This window comes from Psychrobacter sp. CMS30, assembly GCF_904846565.1.
Classification (GTDB): domain Bacteria; phylum Pseudomonadota; class Gammaproteobacteria; order Pseudomonadales; family Moraxellaceae; genus Psychrobacter; species Psychrobacter maritimus.
On the sequence record NZ_CAJHBF010000011.1, the window covers coordinates 33,709 to 54,572 of the forward strand.

The window sequence follows — 20,864 nt, forward strand, 5'->3', positions numbered from 1 at the left end:
CTCCATGAATATAATAACTGGCAAATAGCTTGGTTATGATATGTCTTATATCAGTAACTTCAGCTGATGCTGTGCAATCCTTTGCCAAACGACTTTGAACTAAATCTTTAGAAGTAAGAATCGATGACTCGATCTTCACATTTCCTAAACATCAGACATTACAGCTATGTAAGATAACGTAACCGATTTAAGTATCATAATTAAAGTTGAGTCTTATAGCAACTCTCTTTTTGAACTTTAAGGAAATAGGCTAAAGCCGATAGAGTTTATACTGAAAAACAAATATAAATCAATACCACCCAAACCTATGATATCAGTACATCTTGATCAAAAAATTATATATTAGACATATTAATCAGAGGAATTTTTTATATTAATTTCTAAATATATAAGTATAAAAAAAGCAAAGCAGCCATATAGGCTGCTTTGCTTTTACGAACATTAATCCTATAAATTATTGATAGAGAGTATAGTTACTTACCTTGACAAGACAACTTCACACCAACGATATATCCATCATTGTCTTGGAAATCGCCAACAATTTGCTGCGTCGGCAACTGACCTTTGGCATCACCAAACCATAGATATTTACCACCTGCTGATACCGCCCACTCAGGGGTGACATTATACTTAGCGCCCAAACCAACACTATAGTAGCCATCAATCGGACCTAATGATGTCGTTGGATCGCCTGAACCACTATCCCAACCAATTGTACCACTAACAGCTAAAGCTGGTGCTAGGCGTTTAGCCATACCAAGCTCTACCTGCCATTGATCATCGCTATAATCTACTAAAGCTAAACCATCTGGACCGTAACTGCGTTTACTAACTTCATTATATAATGGCGGTACGATAGAAAAATCACCCCAAGGTACCCAGCGTACTTTTGCTGTGGCTAATGTCGTAGGATTAATACCCGTCTGGAAATCAAAGTTAACTGATTTTGGCGTGCTAATTTCCATGTTATTGGTTTGAGTGGCTGCCGCTGGATTACCTGCTAAAAGACCTGCTAATGGATATGTTTCAGTAATATCCATACTATGATCAATTTCTGAGCGATAAGTAAGCGCTGCTTTTAAAGCAATCTCAGGTTTACTATATGCTACACCGGCTAACCAACCATAGTCTTGGTCAGGGCTAATATGTGAAGTATAACCTGTAGCGAGGCCATAAGCACTACCACGGAGTTTTACATCAGCCTGAACGCGCTGAGCAACTGGACCGCCATATATTTGAAAGTTTTTATTTGCACCAAGTTTCATACCCATAATAGCAGTGATATTCTCAGAGCGCACCTCAACTTTAGTGCCTTCAGTATTAGCAAGCTGATTAGCCGCATAGCCATTCAGACCTTGTAAAGGAGCTAGCCGTGCTTCACCAGCGGCAATTTCTACTTGACCTGCGACAATCTGTGGACGCAAAATTGGTTCAAGTGCAGGATTTGATGCAATGGCAGCTTCAGCTTGTCTAACTCGATCTCTACCTGCTGCAAGTTCTTGTTGCGAATCTTGTACGAAATCATTCAATTCTTCAGCATTAGTAATGGTAACCCCAGGTGGTAATTTTCCATTCAGCTGTGAAGCAATTAATCCGTCTATTGCCGCGGTTGGGGAACCAACAAAGTTATTGTCACCGTTATAAGCTGCTGCTGCGCCAAAAGGTTCATCGTATAAGATACCAACACTAAAGGTATCATTAATATCAGTTTTTACACCATAACGGAAAAAGTCGTAAGACTCAGCAACTTCACCCGTACTCCTACCTTGGACATAACCGGCATCATCAGTGGCAACACGTTGATTATCATAACCGCTAACGTCAGCGTCGATATAGGTATATACAGCTTCGGCATAAGTGCCATCTTGTAAGAATGCTGTGATATCTTGACCTGAGCGATCAAGACCTGCAGCATTACTCATACTGGCTACAGAAAGAGTAGCTATCGCTACGGCAAGGGTTTTTAAGTGAAAAGTAGCGCGCATTGTGTATCTCCAAACATCCTCGTTGTTAAATCGTTGTAATAATCAACATTTAGCATTGTTACGCAAAATATATGATTATGTAAACGATGTCCTAAAATGAATAGTAATGACTTTCTGACACTAAAACAACAATTAAAACGCTTTATTTCTTGTTAATGACTGAGCGGTACAAAACATTAAATTACTTTAATAAACAATAGTTTACTTAACACACAATCATTAATTTCTAATTAACATTATTGGCGAACTTAAATCGGAAAATATAGGTTTTTATTCTTAAATTAAAAGATATTTATTATTGTATTTCTCTTTATTTTAAACATAAAAAAACGACCTATTTAAGGTCGTTTTTTTATCTAAAAAATATAACTTATATCAATATTAGTAATTTTCAGTTTTACTTAGCTTGATAAGATAGCTTCACACCAAGGGCAAAACCGTCATTGTCTTCAAAGTTACTAACGACATTCTTAGTTGGTATTTGACCTTTAGCATCGCCGAACCATAGGTATTTACCACCGGCAGAAACTGCCCAGTTCTCAGTGAAGTTATATTTTGCACCTAGTCCAGCACTATAGTAACCGTCAATAGGACCTAATGACGTCACTGGATTACCAGCACCACTATCCCAACCAATATTACCAGTAACTGCTAATGCTGGGGTTAGTCGCTTAGCTAAGCCTAATTCTACTAACCATTGATCTTTGTCATAGCTCACTAAAGACAAACCTTCAGGGTACTGCGCTTTACTCACTTCTGTATAAACAGGAGGTACGATTGCAAAGTCACTCCATGGTACCCAGCGTACTTTTGCTGTCGCTAAAGTCGTTGGATTGATACCTGTTTGAAAATCAAAGTTTACAGATTTTGGAGTAGTGATATCTATGTCACCAGCTTTTTCAATGCTGGCTGCAGGATAGCTTTCAAATATTGGTAAAGTATGATCAATTTCTGAGCGATAGGTTAACGCGGCTTGTAAAGCAATTTCAGGCTTACTATAAGACACACCTGCTAGCCAGCCATAATCTTGATCTGAGCTAATATGAGCGGTATAGCCAGTCGCAGCGCTATATGCAATTCCGCGCAGTTTTACGTCTGCTTGTACTTGTTGAGCAACCGGGCCACCATAAATTTGGAAATTTTTATTTTCGCCAAATTTCATGCCAAGAATCGCCGTAATATTTTCAGTACGAACTTCAACATTCGTACCCTCACCTTTAGTGGCAAGCTCTGCTTCAGCAGCTTTTAATGCTCCACCTAGAGATCGAGCTTGACCTGCTAGTATTTGCGCTTGCTCTTTTGCAGCTTTTGCTTGTGCAGCAAACGCTGCAGCTGCTTGCGGCGTTGTAGCTGTTTGAGCTTGTTCTGCAAAACTTGCCGCCAAATCACCCGCTTGTTTTGCACCCTGTGATAGTTGACCAATTTTCATACTAGCATCTGCTACGCTGCTAGCAACGCCACCTGATATAGCGTTAATTGAAGCATCTAGATCGCCTTGAGCAACGAAGTTGTTGTCACCACTATAATCGGCAGCAGCACCAAAAGGCTCATCATATAGAACACCAACACTAAAAGTATCGTTAATATCGGCCTTTACGCCGTATCGGAAGAAATCATAAGATTCCGCGATGTCATCAATTTTATTACCTTGCTGATAAGCGTTTTTATCTTTACCAATATAAGCATTATCATAACCACTGACATCAGCGTCTAGATAAGTATAAACGGTTTCGGCATAGGTGCCATCTTGTAAGAATGCGGTGATATCTTGACCTGAACGATCAAGACCTGCTGCACTAGCGATACTAGCTGCAGAAAGAGCAGCCAAAGCTACCGTAAGAGTCTTTAGATTGAAATTTGCGCCCATTGTGTATCTCCAAACATCCACATTGTTTTACCGCTACACCGAACTTTGTTAGGTAGACAGTATCTAAGGTGAAGGATACTAATGTTTTTTTTACATTAAGACAACCTAAAAACACATTATTTCTCTAATATGACTCAATAGTCATCGTACGGTGTATTTATGCAAAAACACACATATACGCTTATCATAAACAGCCCATCAGATGGCTTATCAGTAAAAGGTGTTTTTCCACTTAATAGTGTGGCGGTCTATCTGCCACAACATCAAACGGCGCCACACCGCCCTCTCCATCTTGGCTTTCGACTTGCTTATAGATAAACTGCACCTGTCGCTGCAAGGTTTGGATATCTCTGTCTTGACGCGTAATGACCTCATCAAGCCGTTCTACGGTAACCTCAAGGTGAGACAGGTTCATCTGTAATTCAATAACCTGTGCTTGTAAATCCGCTTGGGTATCTGACAGCTTAGCTTGACTATTGGAAGGTTTGCTATCTATCGAATTCAGTTCATTCATATTTTTCTCAATACCAGATAATATGGGCACGGCCTTTGTCAAATCTCATCCATGACCATTTAAAATAACCGTTATAAAATAGTGCTTATAAATGCATTTACGCATACTACAGTTAGGTGGCAGCATGTTATACTGCTAGCAATTTTGCAACAACCCCTACCTCACTATTATATAAGCTTAAGATATTCTATGGCATTGATACATTTAAAAGATATTCACTTAGCCTTTGGCGTCGCTCCTGTTCTTGACGGCATTGATTTTGCGATTAATGCGGGCGAGCGTGTGTGTTTGATTGGCCGCAATGGCGAAGGTAAATCCACCTTATTTAAACTGATTAACGGCTCATTGCAGCCTGACAGCGGTGAGATTATCACCAATAGCAGCATGCGTGTTGCGATGCTAGAGCAAGACGTCCCTGAAACCAGCGGTCGTATCTTGGACATCGTGATGGGCGGTAGCCGCCGTACCGCTGATTTGCTCATCAACTATAATAAGCAAGTCGATATGTGTGCCAACGGCGATATGGACGCTTGCGAGCATATGGCAACCCTGCAGCATGATATTGACGCCGTACATGGCTGGGATTTAGAGCGCGATGCAACCCGTCTGATTACGACCATGGGACTCGATCCTGAAGATGACTTGTCTTCACTTTCTGGTGGTCGTAAACGCCGCGTACTACTTGCACGTGCGCTGGTTACTAAGCCTGACGTACTATTACTCGATGAGCCAACCAACCATTTAGACGTTGAAAGTATCGAATGGTTAGAGCGCTTCTTATTAGATTGGCAAGGTTTGACTTTATTGTTTGTGACTCACGATAGAGCATTTGTGAATAAGCTTGCTACGCGTATCGTTGAGCTTGACCGTGGTCAGTTAACAAGCTATGACGTCACCCAAGGCGCAAAAGGTTATGCGCGTTATCAAGAATTAAAAGAGCAGCAGCTACTTGCTGAAGAAAAAAATAATGCTAACTTTGATAAGAAACTGGCACAAGAAGAAGTTTGGATTCGCCAAGGTATCAAAGCCCGTCGTACCCGTAACGAAGGTCGCGTCCGTGAGCTAAAAGCCTTACGCGAAGAGCGTAGCGGTCGCCGTGAGCAAGTCGGTAACGTCAATATCACCATGGGTGAAGGCGAGAAAAGCGGCAAGCTGGTCTGTAAAGTTAAAAACTTGCATCTGGAATATGATGGCAACGTCTTAGTCGATAACTTTAGCACCATGATTATGCGCGGCGATAAAATTGGTATCGTGGGTCCCAACGGCGCTGGTAAAACCACGCTCATTAAAGCCCTACTCGATATGTCTGACGATGAAGTGACCAAAACAGGTACAGTTGAGCTTGGCACTAATCTGAAAATTGCCTTTTTTGATCAGCTGCGTGATCAGCTAGATTTAGAAGCCAGTGTTGCGCAAAACGTCTCAGAAGGTTCAGACTTTGTCGAAGTTGGCGGGCGCAAGACGCATATCATGAGCTATTTGCAAGACTTCTTATTTGCCCCAGAGCGTGCTCGTACTCCTGTCAAAGCCCTGTCAGGTGGTGAGCGTAACCGTGTATTACTTGCCAAGCAACTATTAAAGCCTGCTAACATTCTGGTACTCGATGAGCCAACCAACGACTTGGATATGGCAACCTTGGAGCTATTAGAAGAGTCTGTTAGTAGCTTTAACGGTACTATCTTGCTGATTAGTCATGACCGCTCATTTATGGACAACGTCGTCACTTCTACTTGGGTGTTTGATACTGATGAAGACGGTAAAGGGGTGGTCAAAGAGTATGTCGGCGGTTATCAAGAATATTTGGTACAAAAAAACCGTGAAGAAGCAGCAAAGGCTAAGAATGCTAAATCGTCTAACGATAATGCTGCCAATAGCAAATCTAGCAATAAAGCTGCGGTAGCCGCAAAGCCTAATACAGCGGCCAAAAAGCTCAACTATAATGAGCAGCGTGAACTTGATAATTTACCGAAAGAAATCGCCGCGCTTGAAGCTGAGCAAACTCAGCTAGAAGAAAAGCTGGCTGACGGGTCATGGTTTACAAAAGATATTGAAGCCGCGACTGCTGCCAGTGAGCGTTTATTGGTCATTGAAGATGAGATGATGACTAAGCTTGAGCGCTGGCATACTCTTGAAAGCTAGTATTTATAGTTAGTATAAAAAATAAAGCACTACAAGCTTAGTATGAATCATGACGCCCTTACCTTTAATGGTTATACCTTTAATAGCTATCATATTAATAGATATCTTATTTAAAATGCACTATTAAAGGTAGGGCGATTTATAAGTATTTCATTATAGTAAGTAGAAATAAATAGCCAACGGCTACTTACACAGTAGTGATGTGCTGAAAGTTAGTGAACATTGTCTGAATTTCAAGTATCATTCGCTATTGCTGAATATCCTTATTAATTATAAGGTCATTATTCCTATAAGCCTTGTTGCATACAGGCATCTGTTAAACATTGATAAGTAAGGTCTTTTCGACCCATTATCTGGTTTAACGTTGTAGCGTGCCCTATCAAGGTTGCTTTATTTTTAACACAATAATTTATTTTATGACCGAAATAGCTTAGAATAGCAACAATTAGCAAAATTAGGCACAGCTAACGTGGCTTGATAATTGTAATTTTTCTAAGCCACAAACCCAGTGTGGGATAATCCCATTTCATTCACCTGGAGGAAGTTTTAATGAGCCATGCCGAAGGCGTTAACGTACAACGTCGTAGAGTTCTTATTGCCTCGACTGCCGTAATTGGTGCAGCTGGGGTAGCTGCTGTGGCAACACCTTTTGTCCGCTCTTGGACCCCAAGCGCTAAAGCTGAGGCTGCTGGTGCTGCAGTGACCCAAGATATTGGTTCTATCGAAGCAGGACAAATGATTGTCGTCAAATACCGTGGTAAACCTATCTTTGTGGTCAAGCGCACTGAAGAGATGCTGACCACGCTTGAATCAGTAAAGCCACTATTATCTGACCCCGATTCTGATGCATCTTTGCAACCTGAATACTGTAAAAATCCTGAACGCTCTATCTCGCCAGAAGTATTGGTAGTAGAAGGCGTCTGTACGCATTTAGGCTGTGCACCAAACTACCGTCCTGATGTTGGCGCAGCCGATTTAGGTGGTAATGATTGGTACGGTGGATTTTTCTGCCCATGTCATGGCTCTAAATATGATTTAGCGGGTCGTGTTTATAGTGGTGTACCTGCACCGCTTAACTTACCCGTCCCAGAGTACAACGTGGATGGTACCATCTTGACGATTGGGGAGGCTTAATATGAGCATGGGTAAAAAGTTAATGCATTGGGTGGACGCGCGTTTTCCTGCGACTGAAACCTATGAATATCATATGTCAAAGTACTATGCACCAAAGAACTTTAACTTTTGGTATTTCTTTGGCGTGTTATCAATGGTGGTACTGGTCAACCAGTTAGTCACTGGTATTTGGCTGACGATGATGTACAACCCAAGTGCCGAAGGGGCATTTGCCTCTGTTGAATACATCATGCGTGATGTTAAAGGTGGCTGGCTCATCCGTTATATGCACTCGACCGGCGCATCAGCGTTCTTCGTCGTGGTATATCTGCATATGTTCCGCGCCTTGCTATACGGTTCATACCAAAAACCACGTGAGCTTATTTGGCTCATCGGTATGGGTATTTACCTAGCATTGATGGCAGAAGGTTTCTTCGGTTACCTACTTCCTTGGGGCAACATGTCATTCTGGGGCGCACAGGTTATCTTAAACTTACCTGCTGCACTGCCTGTGATTGGTGATGGTCTTGCTGAATGGGTACGTGGTGATTATATTATCTCAGGTATCACCCTAAACCGCTTCTTTGCCTTGCATGTGGTTGCGATTCCGCTGGTGCTTGTGGGCTTAGTCTTTATGCATTTAGTGGCGCTACATCACGTTGGTTCAAACAACCCTGATGGCATCGACATTAAGAAGCTAAAAGATAAGAATGGCGTACCATTAGACGGTATTGAATTCCATCCGTACTACACTGTGCATGATATGGTTGGTATTGTTGTCTTCTTTATCTTGTTCTTTGCAGTGGTGTTCTTCTTCCCAGAAGGCGGCGGTTTCTTCCTTGAGCCACCAAACTTTGAGACAGCGAACTCGCTAAAAACACCTGCGCATATTGCGCCAGTATGGTACTACACACCTTTCTATGCCATCTTACGTGCAGTTCCTGATAAGCTTGGTGGTGTTATTGCGATGGGTGGTGCGATTGCCGTACTGTTCTTAATCCCATGGCTCGATAGATCTCCAGTACGCTCGATACGTTATAAAGGCATCTTGTCTAAGATTGCACTTACTATCTTTGCGATTAGCTTTGTCGTACTAGGCTACTTGGGTGCAACACCTGCAACCCCAACGGCGACTATCATGTCACGTATATTCACAGTTCTATATTTCTTGTTCTTCTTATTGATGCCGTTTTACACTGCCATTGAGAAGTGTAAACAGCCACCAGAACGCGTTACCGGAGGTCACTAATGAGCACGCTAATTAAATCCCTAGCTGGTCTAGGCTTAGGCGCGGCATTAACCTTGACTGCTGGTAGCGCACTGGCAGCAGGCGGTGGCTGCGGTACTTTCACCAATGCTGACGGTGTGGTAGAACACCTAGCTTGTAGCATAGCCCCTATTGATTTTACCAATAAAGGCTCGCTACAAAACGGCGCGAAAATCTTTATGAACTACTGTGCCGGTTGTCACTCCGCACAGTACGTTCGCCACTCGCGCATTGCTAAAGATTTAGAGATACCACCTGAGCTGGTCGAGAAGTATTTGATGGTCACTACCGATCAAATCGGTGACCATATCAATGCTGAAACTGACCCTGAAGTCCAAGCATCATGGTTCGGCGCGGCTCCTCCAGATTTGTCTCTTGAGACACGTCTGCGCGGTGATGACTGGGTATATACGTACCTGTTGTCATTCTATGAAGATCCAAGCCGTCCTTGGGGCGCTAATAACTTAGTGCTTGCAAACGCTGCGATGCCTCACGTCTTGCATAATATGCAAGAAGAGCTGAGTGCCGATGAGTTTGAATCTGAGGTTGGTGACCTGGTTAACTTCATGGCGTGGATGGCTGAGCCTGTTCGTCATGACCGCCAAGTGATTGGTTTCTTTGTGATTTTATTCTTATTAGTATTACTAATTCCAGTTTACTTATTGAACAAAGAGTTCTGGAAAGACGTAAAATAATTTAAGTATTAAACACTAAGACTGCATCATATAAAAGGTACTACTTCGGTAGTGCCTTTTTTTATTCTTTGACAAGCCGTTAGACACTAAAATATTAGCTGAAAATAAGGCTGCCCCCTAATGTTTACGTACGCTACCTTGATAAACAGAGCCACATTGTTTACGATAACAGGCTTTACTAATATATTAGGCTTTCATGATTGATGCGAATGACATTCCAAGTAGTCAGCTGATTTTATACGCTGATGACGGCTACGACAGTCATGTGGTGCGTCTATTACTTGAAGAAAAAAAGCTTGCCTATTATTTATCACGTTTGCACTCTGAGCGTCCTGAAGATTTGACAGAGCTCAACCCCTATCATACCCTGCCTGTCTTGCAGCAGCGGGAAATTGCGCTATATGAGATTAACGTCATCTTTGAGTATCTTGAAGAGCGTTACCATGCCAATAAGCTATTGCCTGAAACGCCGCAAGAGCGCGCGCAATTCCGCCAATTAGCATGGCGTATTCAACGCGATTGGCTGGTACTCGGTAAACGCCTGCTGATGCATCCAGATAGTTTCAATAAAGCCCAAGCTGCCATGGCCAAAAAACAGCTGAGCGATTCACTCATTACTTTATCACCACTGTTTGCGCATAAGCCTTACTTTATGGCAGATGAGTTTGGTTGGTGTGATGTGCTCTTAGCGCCTCTACTATGGCGGTTGGAAGAAATGGGCATTGAGCTACCGCGCGCTATCAGTCGTCCTCTATTTGATTATCAAAAACGGGTTTTTGAGCGTGATAGTTTTCAAAAAAGCGTGCGCTAATTAGACAATAGCAAAGTGCTACCTTAGAATAACCAATAGTTAAGCATGAACGACTTTTTTTATAACGAACACTCTACCGTCAATCCTTTTTTAATTATTATTTCATATCCTCAGTATAGGAAGCCAAAGATGAGCGAAGAAACCACCTCTATTACCCCAACCCGTCCTTATATGGTGCGCGCGATATATCAATGGATAGAAGACAATGCGCTCACGCCGTATCTGATGGTGGACGCTACTGCCGACAACGTACAGATTCCAAGAGAGCATGTACAAGATGGGCGTATTGTGCTCAATATCGCCAGTCGTGCGACCGGTAACATGAGTATGGGAAATGACTACATTAACTTTAGTGCGCGCTTTGGTGGGGTATCACAAGAGATTTGGGTGCCACTAACGGCGGTAATGGGCATCTATGCCAAAGAAAATTCGCAAGGGATGTTTTTTGACCCTAATGAATATGACAATTATGAACCTGAAGAGGACGCTATGGCGAGTAGCAGCTCTAAAACCAACGTTGCAGCGCCTAAGCCCAAACGTGATAATAAAGCCGGTTTAAAAGTTTTAAAATAATTGACTTTAAAAAAGTAATCGACTTTGAAATAGCCAAATTATAAAACAATAAAAAAGCCAATCATATTAAATATGCTGGCTTTTTTATTGTCAGTCTAAAACACTTAAATTCTTAGCGCTTAAATTCTAGACGCCTAAGTTCTAGGTAAAGTCACGCCGCGTTGGCCTTGGTATTTACCGCCGCGGTCTTTATAACTGGTTTCGCAGACGTCATCAGCATCACTTTGGAAAAATAGCATCTGTGCCACGCCTTCGCCGGCATAAATACGTGCTGGCAAATTGGTGGTATTACTAAATTCTAACGTCACGTGCCCTTCCCACTCAGGCTCAAGCGGCGTCACGTTGACGATGATACCGCAGCGCGCATAGGTTGATTTACCGAGGCAAATGGTCAATACGTCACGTGGAATGCGGAAATATTCCATCGTACGCGCCAATGCAAACGAGTTTGGCGGAATAATACATTCGTCACCAACGATATCGATAAAGCTTTTCTCATCGAAATTTTTAGGGTCAACGACGACCGAATGCACGTTGGTAAAAACTTTAAACTCAGGGGCACAGCGCACATCATAACCATAGCTTGAGGTGCCATAACTGACCAAACGCTCGCCTGCATCATTAAAGCGTACTTGACCTGGCTCATATGGTTCAATCATGCCATGTTCTTCGGCCATTTTACGAATCCAGCGGTCAGATTTGATAGACATTGTTCTTCCTTAGCAAAAGCAAATATTTAATAGTGGTTATGATACCGTATTTCGATAGCGACGATTATACGGAATTGGCGCCTTAATTTATAGAGCCACAATGACTTTAAAATAAAGCATGCTATTCAATATCTAATAAATGTCTTACTGATGTCTTGTTGCTGCTACTCAAACCTACGCTCACTACACTACCATTTAGCAAAATGATCTTCTGCCAAGCCCACTACCTTATCAATTTTAATGACCTCATCTCCTAAGCGAATCTCACCACTATATAGTCCAAGCCATTGCTCAAAGATACTGGCAAGCACACCGAAGTTATCGGTCTTTTTATAGACAGTAATCGGCGTAAAGGTTAAATCAATATCAACCTTGCTCCAGCCGAGGTTTTGATGATAAATACGCCAAGTATTCTGCGCGGGTGTATCCAAATCTTGACGTATAAACATCACGGGCGGCAGATAAACTATCTGACCATCAAGCCAGCACGCATTTTCACTGGCGCCCGTTTCATTGACGCCCATTGATAAGTTTAATGTGAAATGACGACCATCTGGCAAATAGCTATTAATACAGCTCCAAAACCAATTGGTCTTGTGACGCATATAGCCAAGCGTCCAATCTAGATTGGCGCTAGTGGTGTCAGTAAAGTCTATTTGCTTAGCTTTAGCATCGGGAGAATTGAGAGAATCGAGGGTATGAGCAGCATCAGCGTTAAATTTTGAATTGTCTTTAATGAGTAAATGCCCAGATACAGCGGTTAATGGCTCTTTTTGGGTAAACGTCCAGCCGCGCCTGCCCGTTGGCGTACAGATAGCGAGTGGTTGCGAATGCCTTGCTAAGATTGCATTGAGTGCAAGGTTTTGACTGTCTAGCACAACGTTAATCTGCGAAGGTGTAAAATCTAAAGTAACGGTTAGTTTGGCATGAGTAAATGCCATTTGCCCTTGATAGCAATCACCTGTTAAATGCGTCTGCCGAGTCAAAGGCTGCAAGGCTTCATCAACCTCTAACTCACCAGTCTCATCATTGTAAAGATAGACAAAGGCACTGGTTGCGAGCTTAATGGTCGCCAGTGCTAAACAGATTCGATAAGGCGGCTGAATAATTTGAATAAAGCAGAATTGGTTGGCTTTAAGCGCTTTACGCCAGTTGGGCAGCGCTTTTTGCGAGATAAGATGACTGTGATAGTCCAGATAATTGATGCTCTTAACTTTCGCAAATACGCCAAAGGTAGGTTGACCGTTTTGAATAAGCTGGTCAAGTTCAACTGGTCTAAAGTGATTAGCGATAGGTTGGTTATTATCATTTTGCTTCATTTTTACGGCATCCTAGCCAAAATTCATTGCGAGACTACCTGTCCTTGGTAGCTGACTGCGGTACTTATGATTCTTCTTTTTGCCTGTCCTGATGCTGCCCAAACTGCCTCTCTAATGGCTTTAATCTCTATCGTGGTCAACCCATCTGCTAGCGTTTCGGTTACATTCGCTACTGCAAAGCCATTCAATGCAAATGCATGCTTGGGAAACTTAAGCAATAAATCAGTCATGGCTTGTACTGCTCGCGAAAAATCAGCAATCACCATTCGTCGATTACTGAAACCCGCATTAACCTGATGGCGTTTACTACTGCCATCTTTATAGTAACAAACGCCAATCAGTTGATTGTTTGAGAGCTCAATCACGTATATCGGCGGGCGCAATAATTTTAAAAACTTATACTGCTTGGGAACATTGTCTAAATAACGTTGATAAATCGATAAGCTCACAATATTCCCTTTTTAAAATTAAAACCATTCAAGTTTATATGCTTAGGCTATTTTGCTATCAATAAAAGCCATTAGCACTATTAAGAGCCATTATAAAACCATTAGAAAATACGCTTATCATCAACAGGCTTTGCAAACTTACTAATATTGGCTTCGATATTTTTGGCAATACTTAGATAATACGGCGCAAACTCATCATCGGCCAACACGCTCGGCTCCCCTTTATCCACTTGTGCACGAATACCGCTGGCTAATGGCAACTGCCCTAATAGCGGCACCTGATACTGCTCAGCGATAAACTCGCCACCACCCGTACCAAAGATAGCTTCGGTATGATTACAGTTGCTACAAGTATGCAGTGCCATGTTTTCAACCACGCCAAGTACCGGAATATTGGTCTTGTTAAACATCTCGATACCCTTTTGCGCATCGAGTAATGCAATATGCTGCGGCGTCGTAACAATCACCGCACCTGTGACGGGGATACGCTGTGCGAGCGTCAATTGGATATCGCCCGTACCTGGTGGCATATCAATCACTAGGTAATCTAATTGTGGCCAGTTGGTTTGGTTATAAAGCTGCATCAGTGCACCGGTGGCTTTTGGTCCACGCCACGCGACAGGGGTGTTATCACCATCGAGCAAGCTACCAATCGATAGCATCGCCATACCATGCGCATCAACTGGAACAAACTGCTCGTTTTCGAGTTGCGGCTTTACATCGGCGACGCCCAGCATCGTTGGCATACTAGGACCATAAATATCGGCATCGAGGACGCCAACACGGTTGCCCAGTTTTTGTAATGCCAAAGCGATATTAACGGTGGTGGTTGATTTACCAACGCCGCCTTTACCGGAAGCTACGACAATAATATGACGAATACGCGGATGCGCGGCCAATGAAGCTTGCGTTGGCGCAGCTTTAGTGATCGGTGGTTCACTGTCGCTATTAGACTGTGCGCTAGGCTTGGATTGATTTGCCATAGCATCCGTGGTCTTTGGCATTTGCTTCGGTAAGGTTGAGCCTGCACCCTTACCTGGTGCCGACAGCCGAACATTCATATGAATGGTTTTGATGCCATGCGGGTGCAGCAGTTGCCCAAGCTCTTGCTGAATCGTTTCAGGGCTACTGTCTTCTGGCAGGCGTAAGTCTAAGGTAAGCTCTTCACCGTTGCGCTCCAGTCCCAGCACCATGGTGGCAATGCTAAGCGTACCTACTTCATAGCCGAGCAGCACCTTATCCACAGCACTGTCACGTTCTGCCCGCTGCTGCGGGGTTTCAGTTTTTGGGGTCGGTTTATTTTTTTTCATAAAGTTAAACATAGCTACCGTTACTGCCTATACAAGTGGGTGGGCATGGTAAAAAACTCAATTCATACTGTGATAAACAGGCTAAATCATACTGCCCATGAGCTTCCTAGCCAAACCTTTTATCGTGACAGTGTAGCTCAATTACAAGGATAAAAAAACCACAACGCCAATAGGATGATGCTTTGTAAAATTCATCTATCCTGCCATCTATTTTCAATGATTGTTATTAATGACTGGTGCCAATGATTGTTATTTCTTTATTACCTTTATTAGCTAATGAAGAAATTAAATGGCTAAGAATTTTGAAGCAATAAACAGATAAATCAGCACGCCTGACGCATCACATACCGAGGTAATCAAAGGCGCACTGGCAGTAGCAGGGTCAAAGCCTAGTTTGTTGAGTACAAACGGTAAACTCATGCCAATCACACAGCCAATCATGACCACCGACATCATACTCAGCGCCAGCACTAGCGATACAACGGCATCACCGCGTACATAACCGATAACTGATATAGCTACCGCCATCGTCGCCCCAAGCATGAGCGCAACCAAGGCTTCACGACCGAGCAATGAAAACCAGTCACGCATGACCACATCGCCAGTGGCTAGCGCACGTACCATCAAGGTTGCGGACTGAGAACCGGCGTTACCACCACTATCAACCAGTAGCGGTAAGAAAAACACCAATACCAAATTGGCGGCAATCACATCTTCAAAGTTTGAGATACTAAGCCCTGAGAGCAGATTACCAAAGACTAAAAACACTAGCCAAAACACACGCTTACGATATAAAACCCTGATACTGACGTCTTTTAATCTGCCGACCATAGTCGAGACACCGCCCGACTTATGAAAGTCATCGGTGGCCTCATCGCTAGCAACGTCCATCGCATCATCGTGAGTGACGATACCGACTAACGCGCCACTGGCATCAGTAATTGGCAAGGCAATCAAGTCATAGCGCGCGACGGTTTTAGCAACGTCTTCTTGATCGTCGTTTACATCAGAAGATATGACCGAGCGCACCATAATGTCATTAATCAGCTGCTCAGGCGACGCTAAAATAAGTACTCTTAATGACACCACGCCTAGCAGTTTACGCGCATCATCAATCACATAAGCATGATAAATGGTTTCAGCATCAGGTGCTTCTAACCTAAGAGCATCCAGCGCTTCAGCAACCGTCATCTCGGCCGCTAACGTCGCATAGTCAGATGTCATCAACGCGCCAGCCGTGCGCTCTTCATAGGCAGACAGTCGGCGAATATCTTCACGTTTTGCCTGTGCAAGTGCGGGCAGTAACGCATCTCGCTGTTCCTGATTTAGGTGCTTATATAAGTCGGTGCGCTCATCAGATGGCATCTCCCCGACTATCTTTGCTAGGCTTGCACGCGGAAACTCAAGAGCCATCGCAACCTGAATATCGACGTCTAAATAGGCAAATATCGTCGAGCGATTGGGCAAAACCTCAAGCAGTTGCCACGCAAGTTTGGGTTCAATCAGTGCCAGCACATCAGCAATATCAATCGGACGTAATGCTTGCACCTCATCAATTGCTTGCTCAAACTGCTGCTGCTCGATAGCACGGCTTAGTTTTGCAGCAAGGGTCACCGCTAAGTCTTCATTATTCATTATTTTTACTCCGTGCAGCGCGAAATTATGCAACAGGCGCTCATAAAAAAGAGCCAATATAATTGGCTCAAGTTAACATAGAATCAAATCCTAATGGATTGGTGTTTTATTAGCAAGCTAATGATTTTTAAACCAATCAGACAGCCCGCAAACCTATCCATTGACCGCGCCGTTAATTCATAAACCAGCCATGACTGGCAACGATAGACTGACCAGTGAATACATTACTTGGGAATGCTGCTAAAAATAATGCCAATTGAGCAATATCATCAACAGTGGTAAATTCTTTGTCGACGGTATTAACCAGCATAATGTCATTCACCACAGATGCTTCACTGATGCCTTTTTCAGCCGCTTGTTGCGGAATTTGTTTTTCGACCAATGGTGTTTTGACAAACCCCGGGCAAATCACATGCGCGCGTACATTGTGCTCAGCGCCTTCTTTTGCCAACACACGGCACAGTCCAAGCAAACCGTGCTTGGCGGTCACATACGGTGCTTTAAATAATGACGCTTCATGCGAATGTACCGAGCCCATATAAATGACGGTGCCGCCTTTGTCATCTTTATACATATGCTGTACAGCTGCTTTGGTGGTTAAAAACGCCCCATCTAAATGAATAGCGAGCATTTTTTTCCAATCATTAAACGCCATTTTATGAATCGGGTCAATGATTTGAATACCAGCATTAGAGACAAGAATATCAATAGCGCCAAAGGTATCAACTAATTGCTGCACGCCAGCGTTTACCGCATCCTCTGATGTGACATCCATTTCAATTGCCAGTGCGCGTCCGCCAGTAGCTTCGATAGCATCGACCGTTTGCTGTGCTGATTCAAGATTAATATCGGCAATACCAACTGCAGCGCCTGCCTTAGCATAAGTCTCAGCGATATCGCGTCCAATGCCACTTGCAGCACCTGTGACCAATGCTACCTTGCCGGTCAAATCTTGTTGTAATGTGGTCGCCATATTTTATAATCCATTATTAAATAGGTTTTTTGGATGTCTGTGCTAGACATATTTATGCAACAAGCTTATTGAGTAATAGTCACTGGCGTTTTTTCTTGTAGCTCATCGAAGCTAACACCTTCTGCCAACTCAACCAATTTTAGACCATTGTCAGTGACGTCTAATACGGCAAGTTCGGTGATAATACGGTCGACCACGCCTTTACCTGTTAATGGCAACTCGCAATTGGCAAGGATTTTTGGCTCGCCATGTTTATTAACTTGCTCCATCAGCACAATCACCCGTTGCACGCCTGCGACCAAGTCCATCGCGCCGCCCATGCCTTTAACCATTTTTTTGGGAATCATCCAGTTGGCCAAATCGCCTTTTTCTGACACTTCCATCGCGCCCAATATCGCCAGATTGACATGGCCACCACGAATCATCGCAAATGACTCTGAGCTACTAAAATAACTGGCGCCCGGTTCTGCGGTTACCGTTTGCTTGCCCGCATTAATCAAATCTGCATCCACGTTCTCTGCCGTTGGAAACTCGCCAATACCTAGCAAGCCGTTTTCAGACTGTAGCCAAACATCCACATCTTCAGGAATATAGTTGGCGACTAGGGTTGGTAATCCAATGCCTAAATTGACATAATAGCCGTCTTGTAGTTCTTGTGCGGCACGCTGTGCCATCTGCTCTCTTGTCCATGCCATGGTAACTTCCTTATTTTTTACACTGCTCTATTATTAATATAATCATTAAAAAATATTTTTATAAAATCACTGAATAACTTAAGCGCTTTCAACGGCTTTAGTGGTGGTTTTCTCAATACGTTTTTCAGGATTGCTGTTTAAGACGATACGCTGCACAAAGATACCCGGTAGATGCACTTCATCAGGATCAAAGGTGCCGGTTTCTACGATTTCTTCGACTTCGACGATGGTAATTTTGCCTGCCATGGCGCAATCTGGATTAAAGTTACGCGCCGTCTTATTAAAGATTAAGTTACCCGCTTTATCTGCTTTTTGCGCTTTGATTAATGCCACATCCGCACGCAATGAATGCTCAAGCACATAAGTACGGCCATCAAAATCACGCGTCTCTTTGCCTTCAGCCACTTGTGTGCCGACGCCCGTCGCCGTATAAAACGCTGGAATACCAGCGCCACCTGAACGTAGCTTTTCCGCCAAAGTTCCCTGCGGCGTTAATTCAACTTCTAACTCACCTGCCAAGTATTGACGCTCAAACTCTTTATTTTCACCGACATAAGATGAAATCATTTTTTTAATTTGACGGGTTTGTAATAGCAAGCCTAAACCAAACCCATCGACGCCGGCATTATTACTGATACAGGTCAAATCCTTAACCCCGCTATCACGTAACGCTTCGATGAGCGCCTCAGGAATACCACATAGACCAAAACCGCCGATAGCAAGTGTTTGTCCATCACTTACCACACCTTGTAGCGCCTCTTCGGCACTACTATATACTTTTGAGCGACTCATGCTTATCTCCTTGCAAGTCGAGTTTTTGTTATTAACAGTCATCATCAATGATGATTTACTTTCATTTATAGATTTATAGCAATACATTATCTATCGATATATTAGATACGGCTGTAATGCTAAGTTACCATATTATTGTGTTAGCGAGAAGAGAATAACGGTAAGAACTTACGCGCCAGCGCCGTCATTTAAGACATCCTCATTCACTATGACAGCAGTCTAGATTTATGTTTGATAAAATATTGAATACTGCATATTTTGATTAATTTTATTGACCCATGTCAATATGCCCTGCATACTCGATGCTTGAACTTTGCCAAGGAGGGCGGATCATGATGAGTACATTTGCTATTGTCATCACTTTATTACTATTGATGTTTTTTGCTTATCGCGGCTATTCTGTGCTGATTTTAGCACCGATTATGGCGATATTAGCCGTATTACTTTCAGGTGATTTTTTAAGCAGTATCCCCGCCTATACCGATGTATTTATGGGGGCGTTAAGTGGATTCTTACTGAAGTTCTTCCCTATTTTCTTATTGGGCGCGCTATTTGGGCGTTTGATGGCAGACTCTGGCGCGGCGACAGCGATTGCCAATACTGTGGTCGAAAAGCTCGGTGCCAGTAAAGCCATTTTAGCGGTCATCTTAGTTTGCGCCATCTTAACCTATGGCGGCGTGTCGTTATTTGTGGTGGCCTTTGCCATCTATCCAATCGCCAAAGACTTGTTTAAAGCCGCTGATATTCCTAAGCGCTTGATTCCGGCAGCGATTGCCTTAGGTTCATTTACCTTTACCATGACAGCATTGCCCGGCACGCCCGCCATTCAGAATGCCATTCCGATTCCTTATTATAATACCAACGTCTTTGCCGCGCCTATCTTGGGCCTTATCGGCGGTAGCATCATGTTTATTTGTGGTTGGTTATGGTTACAATCTCGTGCTAGAAAAGCCAATGCAGTAGGTGAAGGCTACGGTCAGCATGATGAAGAGGATGTCGGTGGCGTTGGTGCGGCAAAACAAGCATCTGAGACCCTAAGTACGCATCACACCTCGTTTACCGTTGCTATGATTCCGCTGGTGCTGGTCATCGCCCTAAATGCTTTATTAACTTATGCTATTTTCCCGTCGCTCGACTTTAGCGCCTTACAAACTCAATTTCCGGACTTAAATATCGCAGGCTCGCTCGGCTTGTGGTCCATCATTATCTCATTGGTGGTTGCTTGTACCGTACTCATTGTGCTGCGTATTGGTCATTGGAACAACCTACAAAAAACCATTAACCGTGGTACTTATGATTCGATGTTGCCGATTTTTAACACCGCCTCAGAAGTGGGTTACGGTGCGGTTATCGCCTCGCTAGCAGGCTTCCTTATCATTCGTGATAGCATCTTAAACCTAAATCCTGATAATCCTTTGATTTCAGAAGCAGTGGCGATGACCACGCTGGCTGGTATTACGGGCTCATCGTCTGGTGGTTTGAGTATTGCCCTATCGACGTTGGGTGAAGATTATTTAAGAATGGCGGTGGCCGCTGGTATTGACCCAGAGCTGATGCACCGTGTTGCTGTGATGGCAGCAGGTGGTTTAGATACGCTACCGCATAGTGGTGCGGTCATCACCTTACTGGCGATTTGTGGCTTGACCCATAAGCAATCCTATCTAAACGTTGCCATGGTGACGATGGTGATTCCACTTATTGCGGTGGTCGCCGTTATCATTTTAGGGACGATGTTTGGCTCATTTTAAAAGAAAGTCGGACGTTGAAAACAGACTTTAACTCGCAAAAAATGCATCTTTTATAAACCCATTTGGCAAATTGCTTAGTGGGTTTTTTATCGCCACTTTATGACGATCCTCTTTAAAAAAAATAGCTTATTGACACTTAATAAATGCATAGAAATCTATTGGCATAATATAGCCAATGACTATGTTGGTTAACGTATTAATTACTGAGTAATGTCACAAAATTGGCTGAATTACGGTATCATAGGCACACTTTTTTAATTTTTCTCTTT

The 20,864-nt window shown here is 43.2% G+C and carries 18 protein-coding genes; 7 read left to right on the plus strand and 11 right to left on the minus strand.

The genetic code is table 11. From position 1 onward, the window contains the following. Positions 1–473: 473 nt before the first annotated feature. From JMX94_RS07470 to JMX94_RS07480, 3 genes are all read right to left on the minus strand, one after another. The gene (locus tag JMX94_RS07470; RefSeq protein WP_201564731.1) at positions 474–1,985 is read right to left on the minus strand and encodes an outer membrane protein transport protein; all 1,512 of its coding nucleotides are present in this window, start codon (positions 1,983–1,985) and stop codon (positions 474–476) included. A gap of 397 nt (positions 1,986–2,382) precedes the next feature. After that, the gene (locus tag JMX94_RS07475) at positions 2,383–3,852 is read right to left on the minus strand and encodes a hypothetical protein (RefSeq protein ID WP_201564738.1); all 1,470 of its coding nucleotides are present in this window, start codon (positions 3,850–3,852) and stop codon (positions 2,383–2,385) included. A gap of 232 nt (positions 3,853–4,084) precedes the next feature. Continuing rightward, on the minus strand, positions 4,085–4,366 hold the full coding sequence (locus tag JMX94_RS07480) for a SlyX family protein (RefSeq protein ID WP_201564740.1): 282 nt from the start codon (positions 4,364–4,366) through the stop codon (positions 4,085–4,087). A 189-nt stretch (positions 4,367–4,555) separates the two neighbouring features. On the opposite strand from JMX94_RS07480, the gene JMX94_RS07485 reads away from it, so the two are divergent. The 6 genes from JMX94_RS07485 to JMX94_RS07510 all read left to right on the plus strand — a co-directional run bounded on the left by JMX94_RS07485 (position 4,556) and on the right by JMX94_RS07510 (position 10,964). Then, entirely contained in the window at positions 4,556–6,505 is a 1,950-nt protein-coding gene (locus JMX94_RS07485; protein WP_201564747.1) for an ATP-binding cassette domain-containing protein, read from the plus strand. A 549-nt stretch (positions 6,506–7,054) separates the two neighbouring features. Further along, positions 7,055–7,639, plus strand: a complete 585-nt coding sequence (petA, locus tag JMX94_RS07490; protein WP_201564749.1) for a ubiquinol-cytochrome c reductase iron-sulfur subunit — start codon at positions 7,055–7,057, stop codon at positions 7,637–7,639. Positions 7,640–7,646: 7 nt separating this feature from the next. Continuing rightward, complete coding sequence (locus tag JMX94_RS07495; protein WP_372829985.1) at positions 7,647–8,867, plus strand: cytochrome bc complex cytochrome b subunit; 1,221 nt, start codon at positions 7,647–7,649, stop codon at positions 8,865–8,867. Continuing rightward, positions 8,867–9,580 (plus strand): cytochrome c1, encoded by a 714-nt coding sequence (locus tag JMX94_RS07500; RefSeq protein WP_201564751.1) that lies wholly within the window; start codon positions 8,867–8,869, stop codon positions 9,578–9,580. Before JMX94_RS07495 ends, JMX94_RS07500 begins: the two co-directional genes overlap by 1 nt. Before the next feature lie 196 nt (positions 9,581–9,776). Next, positions 9,777–10,391 carry a glutathione S-transferase N-terminal domain-containing protein gene (locus tag JMX94_RS07505; protein ID WP_201564753.1) on the plus strand — a complete coding sequence of 205 codons (615 nt, stop codon included), beginning with the start codon at positions 9,777–9,779 and terminating at the stop codon, positions 10,389–10,391. Between the two features lie 129 nt (positions 10,392–10,520). Continuing rightward, complete coding sequence (locus JMX94_RS07510) at positions 10,521–10,964, plus strand: ClpXP protease specificity-enhancing factor (protein ID WP_201564755.1); 444 nt, start codon at positions 10,521–10,523, stop codon at positions 10,962–10,964. A gap of 134 nt (positions 10,965–11,098) precedes the next feature. On the opposite strand, the gene dcd is transcribed toward JMX94_RS07510, so the two are convergent. From dcd to JMX94_RS07550, 8 genes are all read right to left on the minus strand, one after another. After that, a complete protein-coding gene (gene dcd / locus JMX94_RS07515) occupies positions 11,099–11,674 on the minus strand; it encodes a dCTP deaminase (RefSeq protein WP_149489812.1) in 576 nt (191 codons plus the stop codon). Positions 11,675–11,862: 188 nt separating this feature from the next. After that, positions 11,863–12,993, minus strand: coding sequence for a DUF2804 domain-containing protein (locus tag JMX94_RS07520; protein ID WP_201564757.1), 1,131 nt, complete (start codon positions 12,991–12,993; stop codon positions 11,863–11,865). Between the two features lie 23 nt (positions 12,994–13,016). Continuing rightward, positions 13,017–13,442 (minus strand): hypothetical protein, encoded by a 426-nt coding sequence (locus JMX94_RS07525; protein WP_201564759.1) that lies wholly within the window; start codon positions 13,440–13,442, stop codon positions 13,017–13,019. Positions 13,443–13,543: 101 nt separating this feature from the next. Beyond that, a complete protein-coding gene (gene apbC / locus JMX94_RS07530; protein ID WP_201564761.1) occupies positions 13,544–14,764 on the minus strand; it encodes an iron-sulfur cluster carrier protein ApbC in 1,221 nt (406 codons plus the stop codon). 273 nt (positions 14,765–15,037) lie between these two features. Continuing rightward, complete coding sequence (gene mgtE / locus JMX94_RS07535; RefSeq protein ID WP_201564769.1) at positions 15,038–16,387, minus strand: magnesium transporter; 1,350 nt, start codon at positions 16,385–16,387, stop codon at positions 15,038–15,040. Between the two features lie 172 nt (positions 16,388–16,559). Then, the gene (locus JMX94_RS07540; protein ID WP_201564771.1) at positions 16,560–17,360 is read right to left on the minus strand and encodes a 3-hydroxybutyrate dehydrogenase; all 801 of its coding nucleotides are present in this window, start codon (positions 17,358–17,360) and stop codon (positions 16,560–16,562) included. A 65-nt stretch (positions 17,361–17,425) separates the two neighbouring features. After that, positions 17,426–18,055, minus strand: coding sequence for a CoA transferase subunit B (locus JMX94_RS07545; RefSeq protein ID WP_201564773.1), 630 nt, complete (start codon positions 18,053–18,055; stop codon positions 17,426–17,428). A gap of 78 nt (positions 18,056–18,133) precedes the next feature. After that, positions 18,134–18,847 (minus strand): CoA transferase subunit A, encoded by a 714-nt coding sequence (locus tag JMX94_RS07550; protein ID WP_201564775.1) that lies wholly within the window; start codon positions 18,845–18,847, stop codon positions 18,134–18,136. 332 nt (positions 18,848–19,179) lie between these two features. Between JMX94_RS07550 and JMX94_RS07555 the strand changes: the two genes are divergently transcribed. Beyond that, the gene (locus tag JMX94_RS07555; RefSeq protein WP_201564777.1) at positions 19,180–20,595 is read left to right on the plus strand and encodes a GntP family permease; all 1,416 of its coding nucleotides are present in this window, start codon (positions 19,180–19,182) and stop codon (positions 20,593–20,595) included. The last annotated feature ends 269 nt before the right edge of the window (positions 20,596–20,864 follow it).

Excerpts from the sequence above, each read along its gene's own strand:
- mgtE (WP_201564769.1), bottom strand. The coding sequence starts at position 16,387 with ATGAATAATGAAGACTTAGCGGTGACCCTTGCTGCAAAACTAAGCCGT.
- dcd (WP_149489812.1), bottom strand. The coding sequence starts at position 11,674 with ATGTCTATCAAATCTGACCGCTGGATTCGTAAAATGGCCGAAGAACAT.
- JMX94_RS07480 (WP_201564740.1), bottom strand. The coding sequence starts at position 4,366 with ATGAATGAACTGAATTCGATAGATAGCAAACCTTCCAATAGTCAAGCT.
- JMX94_RS07505 (WP_201564753.1), top strand. The coding sequence starts at position 9,777 with ATGATTGATGCGAATGACATTCCAAGTAGTCAGCTGATTTTATACGCT.
- JMX94_RS07495 (WP_372829985.1), top strand. The coding sequence starts at position 7,647 with ATGGGTAAAAAGTTAATGCATTGGGTGGACGCGCGTTTTCCTGCGACT.
- JMX94_RS07475 (WP_201564738.1), bottom strand. The coding sequence starts at position 3,852 with ATGGGCGCAAATTTCAATCTAAAGACTCTTACGGTAGCTTTGGCTGCT.
- JMX94_RS07485 (WP_201564747.1), top strand. The coding sequence starts at position 4,556 with ATGGCATTGATACATTTAAAAGATATTCACTTAGCCTTTGGCGTCGCT.
- JMX94_RS07540 (WP_201564771.1), bottom strand. The coding sequence starts at position 17,360 with ATGGCGACCACATTACAACAAGATTTGACCGGCAAGGTAGCATTGGTC.
- apbC (WP_201564761.1), bottom strand. The coding sequence starts at position 14,764 with ATGTTTAACTTTATGAAAAAAAATAAACCGACCCCAAAAACTGAAACC.
- JMX94_RS07500 (WP_201564751.1), top strand. The coding sequence starts at position 8,867 with ATGAGCACGCTAATTAAATCCCTAGCTGGTCTAGGCTTAGGCGCGGCA.
- JMX94_RS07510 (WP_201564755.1), top strand. The coding sequence starts at position 10,521 with ATGAGCGAAGAAACCACCTCTATTACCCCAACCCGTCCTTATATGGTG.
- JMX94_RS07550 (WP_201564775.1), bottom strand. The coding sequence starts at position 18,847 with ATGAGTCGCTCAAAAGTATATAGTAGTGCCGAAGAGGCGCTACAAGGT.
- petA (WP_201564749.1), top strand. The coding sequence starts at position 7,055 with ATGAGCCATGCCGAAGGCGTTAACGTACAACGTCGTAGAGTTCTTATT.
- JMX94_RS07520 (WP_201564757.1), bottom strand. The coding sequence starts at position 12,993 with ATGAAGCAAAATGATAATAACCAACCTATCGCTAATCACTTTAGACCA.
- JMX94_RS07555 (WP_201564777.1), top strand. The coding sequence starts at position 19,180 with ATGATGAGTACATTTGCTATTGTCATCACTTTATTACTATTGATGTTT.
- JMX94_RS07470 (WP_201564731.1), bottom strand. The coding sequence starts at position 1,985 with ATGCGCGCTACTTTTCACTTAAAAACCCTTGCCGTAGCGATAGCTACT.
- JMX94_RS07545 (WP_201564773.1), bottom strand. The coding sequence starts at position 18,055 with ATGGCATGGACAAGAGAGCAGATGGCACAGCGTGCCGCACAAGAACTA.